General features: G+C 68.6%; 9 protein-coding genes and 1 tRNA gene. 4 read left to right on the top strand and 6 right to left on the bottom strand.

Annotated elements, in window-relative coordinates; translation table 11 throughout:
* Positions 1–262 precede the first annotated feature (262 nt).
* Entirely contained in the window at positions 263–679 is a 417-nt protein-coding gene (locus KIH73_RS03415; protein ID WP_219080555.1) for a pyridoxamine 5'-phosphate oxidase family protein, read from the top strand.
* A gap of 79 nt (positions 680–758) precedes the next feature.
* Here the strand turns inward: KIH73_RS03415 and KIH73_RS03410 are convergent, their stop codons facing one another.
* The 4 genes from KIH73_RS03410 to purT all read right to left on the bottom strand — a co-directional run bounded on the left by KIH73_RS03410 (position 759) and on the right by purT (position 7,875).
* Complete coding sequence (locus KIH73_RS03410) at positions 759–1,433, bottom strand: RibD family protein (RefSeq protein ID WP_219080553.1); 675 nt, start codon at positions 1,431–1,433, stop codon at positions 759–761.
* 384 nt (positions 1,434–1,817) lie between these two features.
* The gene (locus tag KIH73_RS03405) at positions 1,818–5,558 is read right to left on the bottom strand and encodes a phosphoribosylformylglycinamidine synthase (RefSeq protein WP_219080551.1); all 3,741 of its coding nucleotides are present in this window, start codon (positions 5,556–5,558) and stop codon (positions 1,818–1,820) included.
* Positions 5,559–5,665: 107 nt separating this feature from the next.
* Positions 5,666–6,418, bottom strand: a complete 753-nt coding sequence (gene purC / locus KIH73_RS03400) for a phosphoribosylaminoimidazolesuccinocarboxamide synthase (RefSeq protein WP_219080549.1) — start codon at positions 6,416–6,418, stop codon at positions 5,666–5,668.
* Between the two features lie 137 nt (positions 6,419–6,555).
* Positions 6,556–7,875: a formate-dependent phosphoribosylglycinamide formyltransferase gene (gene purT, locus KIH73_RS03395; protein ID WP_219080547.1), complete on the bottom strand. Its 1,320-nt coding sequence runs from the start codon at positions 7,873–7,875 to the stop codon at positions 6,556–6,558.
* Positions 7,876–7,982: 107 nt separating this feature from the next.
* Between purT and KIH73_RS03390 the strand changes: the two genes are divergently transcribed.
* A complete protein-coding gene (locus tag KIH73_RS03390; protein ID WP_219080545.1) occupies positions 7,983–9,164 on the top strand; it encodes a glycosyltransferase in 1,182 nt (393 codons plus the stop codon).
* A 24-nt stretch (positions 9,165–9,188) separates the two neighbouring features.
* Here KIH73_RS03390 and KIH73_RS03385 read toward each other — a convergent pair whose 3' ends face one another.
* A complete protein-coding gene (locus tag KIH73_RS03385) occupies positions 9,189–10,214 on the bottom strand; it encodes a threonine aldolase family protein (RefSeq protein ID WP_219080543.1) in 1,026 nt (341 codons plus the stop codon).
* Positions 10,215–10,921: 707 nt separating this feature from the next.
* On the opposite strand from KIH73_RS03385, the gene KIH73_RS11050 reads away from it, so the two are divergent.
* Together KIH73_RS11050 and KIH73_RS03375 are read left to right on the top strand one after the other, a co-directional pair.
* Complete coding sequence (locus tag KIH73_RS11050) at positions 10,922–11,470, top strand: acyltransferase (protein WP_219080542.1); 549 nt, start codon at positions 10,922–10,924, stop codon at positions 11,468–11,470.
* A 530-nt stretch (positions 11,471–12,000) separates the two neighbouring features.
* Positions 12,001–12,076, top strand: a tRNA-His gene (locus KIH73_RS03375).
* Between the two features lie 520 nt (positions 12,077–12,596).
* Here the strand turns inward: KIH73_RS03375 and KIH73_RS03370 are convergent.
* Positions 12,597–13,895, bottom strand: coding sequence for an ISL3 family transposase (locus KIH73_RS03370; protein WP_420830213.1), 1,299 nt, complete (start codon positions 13,893–13,895; stop codon positions 12,597–12,599).
* Between the last annotated feature and the right edge of the window lie 434 nt (positions 13,896–14,329).

The raw sequence follows: 14,329 nt of genomic DNA, 5'->3' as shown, positions 1-14,329 counted from the left end.
GCGGACCGACGTCGTGCGTGGCATCGCATGCATGGGGCGGGTGCGGCACCGCCGCGTCGGATGGACACCTTCATCGTAGGTGCCCTGACTATGCCTGTACAATGCCGGGAACGATATACCGTCTATGCGTGTTACGTATAGGCTGTTCACTATGCGGTGCGCTGTCCGGTTCGTCATTGGTTGCGCGTTACGCATGCGATACATCGAAAGCCGACGATGCGACGGAGTATCGCGACGCGGAAGTCGGAGCAAGGGGGTAACGATGGGGACATTGAGTCATGAAGCCGAACGGGTAATGATCGAACGTTTCGGCAAGGATACGGTCATCGCATTGGCGACGGCTGTCGATGGCGTGCCCTACGTGCGAAGCGTGAATGCATATTATGAAAACGGTGCGTTCTATGTCATTACGCATGTGCATTCAAACAAGATGCAGCACATCAGACGCAATCCTACCGTTGCGGTATCGGGAGAATGGTTTACCGCACATGGGAAAGGCGTGGATCTGGGATATTTCGGGAAAGAGGAGAACCGGACGGTTGCCGAACGGCTGAAGACGGTCTTCGCCGGATGGATCGATAACGGACATGCCGATCTCGACGACGAGAACACCATAATCCTGCGCATAGAGTTGACCGACGGTCTGTTGTTGTCGCACGGGACAAGATACGAATTCTGATTGTCGGGTTCGAACGGCGCGCGGGAAGCCGCACTGTGGCCCGGGCAATCCCGGGCCACGCGCATATCGACTCGTCGAATCACAGCGAATAGCGCAGCCAGACGGCGCCGTCGTCGTACGGGGTGACCGATTCCAGCTTGAGGGCGATGGGTTCACGGTCCATCGGCAGGCCGTCGAACACTGACACCATGCCGCCGCGTCCGTCGATGCCGGGGCCGATCAGCACGCTCACCTCATTCAGCAGACCGGCATCGAGGAACCCGGCGTTGATATGGCCGCCGCCGACGACCGCCATACGCTCCACGCCGAACTCGTCGGCCAGAATCTCGCAGGCGCGCACGAGGTCGATATGCCCGTCGCCGCAGGCGATCCACGAGATATGGCGCTCGTCCAGATATGCCAGATAGTCCTTTCCGACCTGCTCGCTGGTCAGTACCAGCAGCGGCATCGGATTGCCCGACTGATCGGGCCACAGCAGCGTGCCCTTGGTGTCCACCACGATGTTGTAACCGTCGGCGGCAGCGGCTCTGCCGAAACCGGCGGCGCCCAGCGCCTCGCCCTCGCTGCGGAACTCGCCCGACAGCGCCATTTCCGTCCGCGCGGTGACGCGGCCGCTTACGCGGGTCGGCGCGTCCAACGCATCCAGGGTCGCATAGTATTCGTCGTTGCCGCGCAGCTTGATCGTCATGCCGCAGTCGATGCGGCCGTCGACGGACGCCATCATGTGGCAGATGACATACGGCTTGTCGGCCATCGGTACTCCTGTTCGTCAGTGGAAATTCCGCGCACCGTCACCGGGCGTCGGTCTGACTCCAGTACTACGGGCATCGCCAACCAGACGCAAATGTCATTGTCACATACGAGCCATACGCCAAACACATGGCATCCTGACCGCCGCACCCGACGCTCCGGCATGTCGCGTCGCGTCCCGCAATGGAAAACGTACATTCGGGAGCATTCAAACGTACGTTTTCTCATGGACGGGCATCGCCGGATTCTGCGCCCGTCGTCATGCCGTCACCCGCGCATATATCGCGGTACCCATAACGGAAACCGTGCATCTCAGAGCCCTGAGATGCACGGTTTCTATCGCTGTCAGCCGTCGGCGGCGACGCGGGAGAGCGCCGTCAGACGCGTGTCAGGCGGCGAAGTACTCCACGCCGGCCTCGAAGATCGGCTGGTACTTGTCGCCCGGCACGTTGACGTACAGTCCGGCGCCGGAACGCTCCGAATGGCCCATCTTGCCGAACACGCGGCCGTCTGGGCTGGTGATGCCCTCGACGGCGAGCAGCGAGCCGTTCGGGTTGACCGCCAGGTCCATCGACGGCACGCCGTCCTCGCCCACGTACTGCGTGGCGATCTGGCCGTTGGCCTTGAGCCGCGCGAGCGTCTCGTCGGAGGCGACGAAGCGGCCCTCGCCGTGCGAGATGGCCACGGTGTGCACGTCGCCGACCGAGGTCCTGGCCAGCCACGGGGAGAGGTTCGAGGCCACGCGCGTGCGCACCAGGCGGCTCTGGTGGCGGCCGATCGTGTTGAAGGTCAGCGTCGGGCAGTCGGCGGTCATCGGCACGATGTCGCCGAACGGCACCAGGCCGAGCTTGATCAGCGCCTGGAAGCCGTTGCAGATGCCGAGCATCAGGCCGTCGCGGTTCTTCAGCAGGTCGCGCACCGCGTCGGTGACCGCGGGCGCGCGGAAGAACGCGGTGATGAACTTCGCCGAGCCGTCCGGCTCGTCGCCGCCGGAGAAGCCGCCCGGGATCATGACGATCTGGCTGCGGCGGATCTCGTCGACCAGCGCCTGCGTGGACTCGGCGACGGCCGCGGGGGTGAGGTTGTTGATCACCAGCGTGGTCACGTCGGCGCCGGCGCGCTCGAACGCGGCGGCGGAGTCGTACTCGCAGTTGTTGCCCGGGAACACCGGGATGACGACGTGCGGCCTGGCGACGCCGGCGCCCGTGTACACGGTCTTGGCCGGCGCCTCGAACGAGACGGTCTCGACCGGGGCGTGCGCCGCGGCGTCGTCCTTCGCGCTGCGGTACGGGAACACCGATTCGATGCCGCCCTCCCAGGCGTCCTGCAGCGCGTCGAGGTCGAGTTTCTCGCCGCACGCCTCGAACACGTACTCCTCGGTGGTCACGCCGATCTGGCCGACTTCGACGAGGTTGGTGACCTTGGGCAGCTCGGCGTCGTCGGCGAGCTCGACGATGAACGAGCCGTACGCCGGCGTGAACAGGTCGTCGATCTTGATCGAGGGGTCGAGCCGCACGCCGATGCCGTTGCCGACCGTCATCGTGAACAGCGTCTCGGCGGTCGCGCCGTAGCCCGGCGTGGACACGGCGACGGCGTCGTGAAAGTCGGTGAGGTATTCGACCATCGTCATCGCGGCGAGCAGGCCGTCCTTGTCGGGGGTCAGCCCGTCGGCGAGGTAGCGCGGCGCGATGCGCACGACGCGGTGCCCGGCCCTCTTGAACTCGGGGGAGGTGGCGCGGCGCATGTCGCCGACCGCCACGGCGAAGGAGATCAGCGTCGGCGGCACGTCGAGGTCCTCGAAGCTGCCGCTCATCGAGTCCTTGCCGCCGATCGCGCCGACGCCCAGGTCGGCCTGGGCCATCAGGGCGCCGAGCACCGAGGCCATCGGCTTGCCCCAGCGTTCGGGGACGTCCTTGAGCTTGCCGAAGTACTCCTGGAAGCTCAAGTACGCCTTCTCGTGCTCGAAGCCGGCCGCCACGAGCTTGGCCAGCGACTCGACCACGGCCAGGTAGGCGCCGGTGAACTGGTTGCGCTCGGAGATGTACGGGTTGAAGCCCCACGCCATCGCGGAGGCGGTGGTGGTCTCGCCGAACACCGGGAACTTCGCCACCATCGCCTTGTTCGGGGTCAGCTGACGGCGCCCGCCGAACGGCATGAGCACGGTGGCCGCGCCGATCGTCGAGTCGAAGCGCTCGGACAGGCCCTTGTTCGAGGCCACGTTCAGGTCGGTGACCAGCGCGTGCATGCGCTCGGCCAGCGTGCCGGACATCCACGGCGTCTCGTAGCCCGCGCCGGACGTGACGTGCACGTCCATGTGCTTCGGCGCGCCGTTCGAGTTGAGGAACTCGCGCGACAGGTCGACGATCACGTCGCCGTTCCAGGTCATGCGCAGGCGCTTGGCCTCGGTGACGGTCGCGATCACGGTCGCCTCGAGGTTCTCCTCGCGCGCGTAGCCGAGGAACTCGTCCACGTCGTCGGCGGCGATGGCCACGGCCATGCGCTCCTGCGACTCGGAGATCGCCAGCTCGGTGCCGTCGAGGCCCTCGTACTTCTTGGGCACGGTGTCCAGATCGATGTCCAGGCCGTCGGCGATCTCGCCGGTGGCCACGGACACGCCGCCGGCGCCGAAGTCGTTGCAGCGCTTGATCAGCCGGCAGGCGTCGCCGCGGCGGAACAGGCGCTGCAGCTTGCGCTCGATCGGCGCGTTGCCCTTCTGCACCTCGGCGCCGCAGTCCTCCAGGCTTTCGACGTTCTGCGACTTCGACGCGCCGGTGGCGCCGCCGATGCCGTCGCGGCCGGTGCGCCCGCCCAGCAGGATGATCCGGTCGCCGGGCGCCGGCTCCTCGCGGCGCACGTGGTCGGCCGGCGTCGCGCCGACGACCGCGCCGACCTCCATGCGCTTGGCGACGTAGCCGGGATGGTAGATCTCGTCGACCTGGCCGGTGGCCAGGCCGATCTGGTTGCCGTACGAGGAGTAGCCGGCCGCCGCGGTGGTCACGAGCTTGCGCTGGGGCAGCTTGCCCTCCAGGGTCTGGGAGACCGGGACGGTCGGGTCGGCCGCGCCGGTGACGCGCATCGCCTGGTACACGTAGGAGCGGCCCGACAGCGGATCGCGGATGCAGCCGCCGATGCAGGTGGCCGCGCCGCCGAACGGCTCGATCTCGGTGGGGTGGTTGTGCGTCTCGTTCTTGAACAGGAACAGCCAGTCCTGGTCCTCGCCGTCGACGTCGACCCTGACCTTGACCGTGCAGGCGTTGATTTCGTCGGATTCGTCGAGGTTCTTCAGCACGCCGTTGGCCTTGAGCCACTTCGCGCCGATCGTGCCCATGTCCATCAGCGTGACCGGCCGGTCGTCGCGGCCGAGCTCGCGGCGCATCGCCAGGTAGCGGTCGAAGGCGGCGCGGACCACGGCGTCGTCGATCTCGATGTGCTCCAGCCGCGTGCCGAAGGTGGTGTGGCGGCAGTGGTCGGACCAGTAGGTGTCGATGACCCTGATCTCGGTGATCGACGGCTCGCGGCCCTCGGCGCGGAAGTACTCCTGGCAGAACCGGGCGTCGGCCAGGTCCATCGCCAGGCCGCGCCCGTCGATGAACGCCTGCAGTCCGGCGTCGTCGAGCTCGTCGAACCCGGCGACGAGCTCGACCTTGCCCGGCATGGCGACCTCCATGCGCAGCGTGTCGCGCGGCTGAAGCGACGCCTCGCGCGCCTCCACCGGGTTGATGACGTAGTGCTTGATGGCCTCGACGTCGGCCTCGCTCAGCGAGCCGGAGAGCGCGTACACCTTCGCGGAGCGCACCGTGGGGCGCTCGCCCTGGCTGATGAGCTGGATGCATTCGCTGGCCGATTCGGCGCGCTGGTCGAACTGGCCGGGCAGGTACTCGACGGCGAACACCGTCGCGTCGCCGAAGTCGGGCAGGTCCGCGCCGACGACGTCGACCTGCGGCTCGCTGAACACGGTCGGCGTCGCCTGCTCGAACAGCTCGCGGCTGATGCCCTCGGCGTCGTACCGGTTCACGATGCGCACGGCGTCGAGACCGCCGATGCCGAGGATCGTCGTCAGCTCGTCGCCGAGCTGCTGCGCCTCGACGTCGAATCCGGGCTTCTTCTCCACGTACACGCGAAAGACCACGGTTGGTTCACTCCTTGCTGATGGTGCTGGATGATGCGGATGATGCGGGATGGGTCGGTATTGCGAAGGCCCGCACCCGGCTGAGCCGTCGGATGCGGGCCCGAAGGTCACTCGGCCTCGTCCAGGCCCTCGGCCTTGGCGAGCGCCGTCAGGCGGTCGTGGATCTCCTCGTAGGCCGGGATGATGTTGCCCAGGTCGCGGCGGAACAGGTCCTTGTCGAGGTGCTCGATCCGGCCGCTGCGGTCCTTGAGGTCCCACAAACGGCAGGTGTCCGGGGTGATCTCGTCGGCGAGCAGGATCGCGCCGTCCGAGGTGCGGCCCTCCTCGATCTTGAAGTCGACCAGGCGCACGTCGATCCTCGCGAAGATGTCGGTCAGCGCGGCGTTCACGGCGCGGGCCTGGCGGGAGATCTCGGCGACCTCGTCCTCGTCGGCCAGGCCGAGGGCCACGATGCCGTCCTCGTTGATGAACGGATCGCCCAGCTCGTCGGACTTCAGGCAGAACTCCAGGATCGGCTTGTTCAGCTCGGTGCCCTCCTCGACGCCGTAGCGCTTGGCGAACGAGCCGGCCGCGGTGTTGCGCATGATGATCTCCAGCGGGTACATGTTCATCTTGCGCACCAGCTGCTCGGTCTCGGAGATGCGGCGCACGAAGTGGCTGTCCACGCCGCGGGCCCTGAGCAGGTCGAAGACCACGGCGGTGATGCGGTTGTTCAGAGCCCCCTTGCCTTCGATCTGGGCCTTCTTCTCGCCGTTGCCGGCGGTCGCCTGGTTCATGTACTCGACCCAGAGCACGTCCGGGTCGTCGGTCGCGTACAGCTTCTTGGCCTTGCCCTCGTAGAGCTTCTCCAGTTTCTCCATGACTCGCCTTCCGAAACCGCGACAATCCGCGGCATATCAGGGGATGAACTTACGGGCAACAGGCTACCAACCGCCGGATACATCCCGACACACGCCGTGCGGCGGCGCCCCGGCGGCGGGAGGGGGCACCCGAGCGCCTAGCGCACGTCGACGCGCAGCGCGTCCGCGACGCGCGCGGCCCGGGCGCGGGCGTCGTCGGGGTCCCCGCCGACCGCCAGCGCGACGGCCATGCGCCGGTGGCCGTGCACCCCGGGCTTGGCGAAGATGCGCAGGTCGGTCCCCGGCTCCGCCAGGGCGGCGGCCGTGCCGCCGAACACCGCCTGCCCGTCGCCCTCGACCACGATCGCGTGGCTGGCCGCCGCCGCGCCCTGCGGCAGCGACAGGGCCACGTGCCCCGGCGTGACCGGCATGCCCAGGATCGCGCGGGCGTGCAGCGCGAACTCGCTGAGCCTCTGCGAGGCCATCGTCACCATGCCGGTGTCGTGCGGGCGCGGGGAGACCTCGTTGAACAGCACGGTGCCGTCGGTCAGCACGAACAGCTCCACGCCGAACACGCCCCAGCCGCGCTCGCCGGTCGCCCGGGCCTTGGCGACCAGCCCCTCGACGGCGGCGCGGGCGAGCTCGCGGGCCCGCTCGGCCACGGCCCCGTCGGTGGCCGCCGGCTGCCACGACTCGCGGTAGTCGCCGCCCTCCTGGCGCTGCCCGATCGGCGCGCAGGTGACGATCCCGGCCGACGAGCTGACGGTCAGCACGGTCAGCTCGTAGTCCAGCGGCGCCAGCGCCTCCACGATCACGCGGGAGACGTCGCCCTCGTCCGCGGCGCGGCGCCCCCGCTGGGCCTCGGTCCACGCGGCGTCGATGCCGTCGGCGGAACGCACCACGGACTGGCCGTGGCCGGACGAGCTCATCACCGGCTTGACCACGCACGGGTAGCCCACGGCCGACGCCCCGGCGCGCAGCTCCTCCGGCGTGCCGGCGAAGCGGTACGGGGTCGTCGGCAGCCCCAGCTCCTCGTGGGCGAGCACGCGCAGCCGCTCGCGGTCCATGCAGATGGCCGCGATCTCGGCGCTCGGCACCACCTGCGCGCCGCGGGCGGCCGCCCCGGCCAGCTCCGAGGTCGCGATCGCCTCGACCTCCGGCACGATGATGTCCGGGCGGACCTCGTCGAACAGCGCGCGCAGCTCGGCGGCGTTCGCCATGTCGAGCACGCGCGACTCGTGCGCCACCTGCTGGGCCGGGGCCCCCGCGTACGAGTCGGCCGCGCACACCCACGCGCCCAGGCGCATCAGCTCGATCACCACCTCCTTGCCGAGCTCGCCGGAGCCCAGGAAGAGCACGCGGGTCCGGCGCTCGCCGAGGGGGGTGCCCAGCGGGCGGTCGTCCAGGGGGCAGGCGCCGTCGGCCGGGCGCGGGGCGTCGAGGGAATCGTCAAGGGAAGCAGTCGTGTTCTGAGCCATACCACACATTGTGCCATCGGCGGGCGATAGCGGGCGGCCCGCGGCGCCGCGGGCAATCATCCCGGGGGAGGAGCGGCCGCATTCCGGGGCGGCGGTACCATGATGACATGCAAGAGAACAAGGTGAAGGTGGAGGATCCGCTCACCATCGCGATGGTGGTCGACACGTCGGGCAACCGGGGCAACGGCACATCCAACTCGGCGTTGCAGTGGGCGCGGGAACTCGAACGGCAGGGGCACCGGATCCGGCTGGTGGGCATCGGGGCGCCGGACTTCCCGGCGAAGGTCAACCACGTCCCGCTGGTGAGCTGGGTGGCCAGGAAGCAGCAGATGCAGTTCGCCGAGCCCAGCGACACGCTGTTCCGCGCGGCGTTCCTCGGGGCGGACGTCGTGCACATCTACACGCCGTTCCGCTTCGGGCAGCACGCCTGCCGGGTCGCCCGGCAGATGGGCGTGCCGGTGACCGCCGGCTACCACGTGCAGCCGGAGAACATCACGTACTCCGCCGGCCCGCTGAAGTACGTGCCGGGCATCGACTCGTTCATCTACTGGCTGTTCCGCCACTGGCTGTACCGCAACGTCGGGCACGTGCACGTCCCCACCGAGCTGGGGGCCGAGCTGCTGCGCTCGCACGGCTACACGTCCAAGCTGCACGTGATCTCGAACGGCTACGAGCCGCGGTTCACGGCCAAGCGGCAGCGCCCCGGCGACGAGCCGCCGGACTGGCCGATCCGCATCATCGCGTCCGGCCGCCTGAGCAACGAGAAGGACCAGATCACGCTGATCCGGGCCGTGGCGCTGAGCCGGCACGCCGACGACATCCAGCTGACCATCGCCGGCACCGGTCCGCTGAAGCGCAGGCTGCAGCGCGAGGCGGCGCGCCTGCTGCCGCGCCCGGCCTCGATCGGGTTCCACCGCAACGCCGAGATGCCGGCGCTGCTGCGCTCGGCCGACCTGTTCGTGCATCCCTCGATCGCCGACCTCGAATCGGTGAGCGTGCTGGAGGGCATGGCCAGCGGGCTCGTGCCGATCATCGCGTCCTCGCCGCTGAGCGCCGCCGGGCACTTCGCGCTGCGCGAGGAGTCGCTGTTCCCGGTGGGCGACGCGCAGGCGCTCGCCGACCGCATCGACTGGTGGCTCGACCACCCGGGCGAGCTCAATGCGTGGGGCGCGCGCTACGCCGAGCACACCAGGGAGCATTACTCGGTCGAGGAGAGCGTGCGGCGGTTCGTGGCGATGGAGCGCGAGGCCATCGCCGATGCGCGCGGCCATGAGCTGACCGCGGCGTGATGCGGCGTGGCGTGGCGTGCGCCGCTACAGCAGGGCGATCAGCTCGTCGACCTGCTCGTCGGTGGTCGACCAGCTGGTGCAGATGCGCATGACGGTGTGCGTGTCGTCCGCCTTCTCCATGAACCCGAGCCGCACGTGCTCCTGCAGGCGCGCCGCGACGTCGTTGTCCATCGTGATGAAGATCTGGTTGGTCGGGGTGTCCATCGTCAGCGTGTAGCCGCGTTCGCGCAGCACGTCGCGGATGCGGGCCGCCGCGTCGTTGGCGTGGCGGGCGATGTCGAGGTACAGCCCGCCGTCGAACAGCGTGTCGAACTGCAGCCCGAGCAGCCAGCCCTTGGCCAGCAGGGCGCCGTGCCGCTTGATCAGCGTGAGGAAGTGCCTCGGCGCGTTGCCGTGCGTGAACACCACGGCCTCGCCGAACAGCGCGCCGACCTTGGTGCCGCCGATGTAGAACACGTCGGTCAGCCGGGCGATGTCGCGCAGCGTCACGTCGGTGCCCGGGGCGGTCAGGCCGTAGCCGAGGCGGGCGCCGTCCAGGAACAGCGGCATGCCGTAGCGGTCGCAGACCTCGCGCAGCGCCGTGAGCTCGTCGAGCGTGTACAGCGTGCCGTATTCGGTGGGGTGCGAGACGTACACGGTGCCGGGGAAGACCATGTGCTCGTAGTTGCCGTCCGCGTAGAACGTGGCGCAGTACCGGTCCAGCTCGGCCGGGTCGATCTTGCCGTCGTGGTGGGGCAGCGTCAGCACCTTGTGCCCGGTGGCCTCGATGGCGCCGGCCTCGTGCACGTTGACGTGCCCGGTGTCGGCCGCGACGACGCCGGCGTACGCGGGGGTGACGGCGTCGATGACGGTCTGGTTGGTCTGCGTGCCGCCGACCAGGAACCAGACGTCGGCGTCGGGCGCGCCGCAGGCCTCGCGGATCCTCGCCTTGGCCGACTCGCAGACCTCGTCGGAGCCGTAGCCGGGGAACTGCGTGGCGTTGGCGGCGGCGAGGCGCTCGAGGATCGCCGGGTGGGCGCCGCAGCAGTAGTCGTTCTCGAATGACAGCATGGGAAATCCTCCGTGAGACGGTGTGACGGCACCGCGTGGTGGTGCCGCAACGCAGTCTAGTCCGATTCCGCCGGCCACGGCGCCTGCGCCCCGGAATCCGGGACCGTGTGTCCGGACCGGCCCCGGACGTGAGGCGGCCCCGGAACCGATCTTACGGTTCCGGGGCCGTCTCCGGGGAAGGAGGTGATCATCGTACCCTCGTGCTTCGCGCCGCCCTGCGCGAATCGTTGTCAATCATCGCCACTGTTCCTCTGTTACCTCACCGCCGCGCCCCACGGCCTCCTTGCCGTCTGCCGCATGCTCCATCGCTGTGCCGTGCGCGGCGCTCGTCTGAAGTTTTTATTGGAGGCGTTGCGTGCATCCCGACGGGTGACGCTTCGTTACCGCCTGGTGGCTGTTCCGCCCGACCGTAACTCCGGCCTCCACTTTCATTATACGCGATCATGCGCACATGGAAAGTCTTCGGAATGTCGCAAAACCCAATCGGGAGAGGTGTTTTCAAGAAAACATGAGATGAACGGAAACGAACATGGGTGGCGGCCGCATGTTCGCTTTTGCTCATCGCGTCCGGTGCGGAGACGTCCGGGCCCGGGAGCTGGCGGCGGCGCGCAGGTTGCTCGGCCGGTCCGGCAGACGGCGGCAGACGGCCCCGGACGCGGACGGCGGCGTTACCATGGACGCGCGCAACCGGGACGGAAGGAGACGCCATGCAGTGTGAGGAGACCAGATACGACATCCGGACCGCGACTCCGGAGGAACGCGCCCAGGCCGAGCGCCTGTCGCGGCTCATGTTCGAGCTCGACCACGCGATGCCCGGCACGCCCGAATACGACGCGGCGCTGCGCGCGATCTTCGGCGACCGCCTGGGCGAGGGCAGCACGGTCGCGGCGCCGATCCGGGGGACCTGCCTCGACCGCATCGTCGTCGGCCGCGGCGTCGTGATCAACGCCAACCTGCTCGCGATGGCGCGCGGCGGGATCGAGATCGGCGACGACGTGCAGATCGCCGCGAACGTGCAGCTCATCACCAACAACCACGACCCGTACGACCGGATGGTGCTCACCTGCCGGCCCATCCGCATCGAGGAGGGCGCGTGGATCGGCGCCGGCGCGACTGTGCTGCCCGGCGTGCGCGTCGGACGGCATGCGATCGTGGGCGCCTGCGCGGTGGTGACGCGCGACGTAGAGGACGGCGAGGTCGTGGTGGGCAACCCGGCCCGGGCGGTCCGCACGCTCGACCTGACGCGCTTCGTCTAGCGGCCGCGCCGGGTGCGCGCCGGCATGGCGTTGCTCGGAAGGCCGCGATCCCGACATCCACGGGCCGCGTCAATTATCATCCATCCGCGCATATTCCAAACCGCCGCGACCCCGACGTCCACGGGCCGCGTCGGGGTGGGGCGGTGTACCCCATGCGAACCGAAGCGGCTCCCCGCCAGCCTGCACCGCCGCCGCCTCCGCTGGTGCGGCCCCATGCGAACCGAAGCGGCCTCGGCGGACATGCCGGTTCGTGTCGGGCATGCGTCGACATGGCGATAGGGGGGGCGGAATCAAGGCCGATGATGACGGTCGCGTCGGGCGCGCGACGACATGGCCGGTTCCGGTCGGGCTCCGCGCCGGCGTGTCATGCCGGTCGGACCGCGCGTTGGCGTGTCGTGTGGCAGGGGACTGGAATTCCGCGGTTTTCGGGAGATCATGCCGGGGTCACGACGCGCCGAATAGGCTATGTCCAAAAAATCATGTATAGTATCCATCTGTTGTGCGAATCCGGTACGCCGGACACACACATGGTGGATATAGCTCAGCCGGTAGAGCAGCTGATTGTGGTTCAGCAGGTCGCGCGTTCGAGTCGCGTTATCCACCCCACGGTCGGTAGGCCCCGCATCTCGGTGCGGGGCCTTCCGCGTTTTCGGACTCGCCGGCCCCGCCGGGCCTGGGGTTATAGGCCAGATTGTGTGTCCGGTGGCGGGCATTCGGTGGTGTCGGGGTGTCTGGCGGGTTATTCATTCCAGCCGGTGCCGGTGCCGTTCCCGGGTTTTCGGCGATTCGGCCGTCTTCCGGCCGGGGCGATGCCGTCCGCGCCGCCGGCCCCGCCGGGTTCCTCGGCGTTGCGACCGCCTCCGTGCCCGGTTGCCGTTTCCCGTTCGTTGTCGTTTTTCGTCCGGGTGTCGTCTTCTGCCCGGCCGTCTCCCATCCCGGCGTCGGTTCCGTAGCACTTGCGGCGGCACGTGTGCTACCGAACCGACGTTGGGGATCGCCCAGCGTCCGCTAAAACGCAGTCGCCTTGTTGTTTACCAACCAAAACCGACGCTGGCGGGCGTCGCGATGGACGTTCCTCACCCGCGCGGCCCTTTCGGGGCTCTTCCGGTTTTGGCGTGTAGGTGGGTTATCGGAGGAGGTGGGGTTGGATGGCTTGTTTGAAGCCTCCGGTGTGCAGGAGGCTGCGGGTGATGTAGTTGCCGAGGTTGGTGAAGCCGAGGGCGATGCCCCGTAGGGTCTCGAGTCTGCCGTTGATGGCCTCGGTGGGGCCGTTGGCGCTGTTGTCCCAGTCGAAGAAGGCGAGGATGTCCTTCATGCGTTTCTTCATGGTGCGTCCCAGGACGGCGAGTTCGGGGCAGCCTTTGCAGGCGCCGGGGGCGGCGAGGGACTCGATCAGCTCGGCCATCATGCCGCGTCCCTTCCTTTTGTCGGGGTGCGCGTAGCAGGCGATGATCTTCCGGTAGGCGCCGTGCGCGAGGCGCAGCGGGCCGTTGGCCGGGTCCGACAGGAGCTCGTCGGTCTTTTCCCTCTGCCTGTCGGTGCGCAGCGATTCGGTCTTCAGCAGGATTCTGCGGCACTGGTAGAGCGGATCGCGTCTGGTGCCCCGCCGTCCGGTGGCCTCCCGCTGGAGCCGGCATCTGACCTTGGTGACCTTCTGGCCGGCGAGCTGGACCATGTGGAACGGGTCGAGGACCTCGACCGCGTGGGGCGCCTGGCGGGCGGCGGCCTTCTTGTACCCGGCGAACGCGTCCATCGCCACGACCTGCACGTTCTCCCGGAACGATTCCGGCCGCGCGGCGAGCCAGTCTGCGAACGCCTTCTCGCTCCTGCCCTCGACCACGTCCAGAAGCCTGGCGGGCCGCCCGTCTTTTCTCGGGGTCAGGTCCACGACCACGGTCACGTACCGGCTGCCGCGGGGCGTATGCCGCCACGCGTGCTCGTCCACGCCCAGCATCCGCACCCCGTCGAACCGGCGCTCGTCGCCGATCAGATGCTCCAGCCCCCTGTCCAGGACCGCCTGATTGACCATGTCCCACGAGCAATGCAGGTCGCGCGCGCACGCCAGGACGCTCTTCGACTTCAACACGACCTCCGCGACCGCCCACCACGCGGCCGCCTCCGTCATCGCCCCGCCGTCCGGGGCGGCGCGGCGCAGATCGTCCGTCCACCGCCGCGTGCAGTACCGGCACTCGTAGCGGCGCACCCGCACCAGCAGATGCGTCGAGCACTGGCCCACCGGCACATGCACCAGCCGGCGCGTCCACGAAGACCTGACGCGCGCCACGCCGCCGCACGCGCGGCACGACCGGGCCGACACGTCGGTCTCCGGCTCGCACCCGACCAGCCATACCCCGCCCCGGTCGCCCCGATCCACGCGACGCTGGGACACCGGGATCAGCCCCAACACGTCCAACCCGAGCAGCACGCGACCATCGAACGCGGTACACTCGATACCAAGCCGCGTTGTCTTATTCGATTTTCCATTCACACAACCAATAAAACAACGCGGCCCTTACACCCTCCACCTACACGCCAAAACCGGAAGAGCCCCTTTCGGGCATCAGGCCGTACCGACGCCGGCGGGCGTCGTGATGGACGTTCCGGCGTCCCGGCGCCGTGCGGTTCCTGCGACGAGCGTCCGACGCGCCGCGCCATGCGATGCGACTGGACCGAGGCGCGCCGCGGGCCGACTTGTCCAGGCGTATGGTATGCTGAATATTCGTGTGTGCCATTGGCATGCCTTATGTGACAGGCGTGCGCAGTGGGATATCCCCGAGCCCGTGAGATTGCGCGCAGTAATGCGGCGGCAGGAGGGCGGAGGGCCATCGGGCCGGTGGACTGGGCTGTATCTTTTCCGAT

The organism is Bifidobacterium phasiani (genome assembly GCF_019331775.1).
Taxonomy (GTDB): Bacteria; Actinomycetota; Actinomycetes; order Actinomycetales; family Bifidobacteriaceae; genus Bifidobacterium; species Bifidobacterium phasiani.
Note: the sequence above shows the minus strand (reverse complement) of the source record. Positions and strands in the feature narration are given on the sequence as shown.

Bases quoted from the DNA above. Each gene is read 5' to 3' on its own strand.
- KIH73_RS03415 (WP_219080555.1), top strand. From the start codon at position 263: ATGGGGACATTGAGTCATGAAGCCGAACGGGTAATGATCGAACGTTTC.
- KIH73_RS03410 (WP_219080553.1), bottom strand. From the start codon at position 1,433: ATGGCCGACAAGCCGTATGTCATCTGCCACATGATGGCGTCCGTCGAC.
- purC (WP_219080549.1), bottom strand. From the start codon at position 6,418: ATGGAGAAACTGGAGAAGCTCTACGAGGGCAAGGCCAAGAAGCTGTAC.
- purT (WP_219080547.1), bottom strand. From the start codon at position 7,875: ATGGCTCAGAACACGACTGCTTCCCTTGACGATTCCCTCGACGCCCCG.
- KIH73_RS03390 (WP_219080545.1), top strand. From the start codon at position 7,983: ATGCAAGAGAACAAGGTGAAGGTGGAGGATCCGCTCACCATCGCGATG.
- KIH73_RS03385 (WP_219080543.1), bottom strand. From the start codon at position 10,214: ATGCTGTCATTCGAGAACGACTACTGCTGCGGCGCCCACCCGGCGATC.
- KIH73_RS11050 (WP_219080542.1), top strand. From the start codon at position 10,922: ATGCAGTGTGAGGAGACCAGATACGACATCCGGACCGCGACTCCGGAG.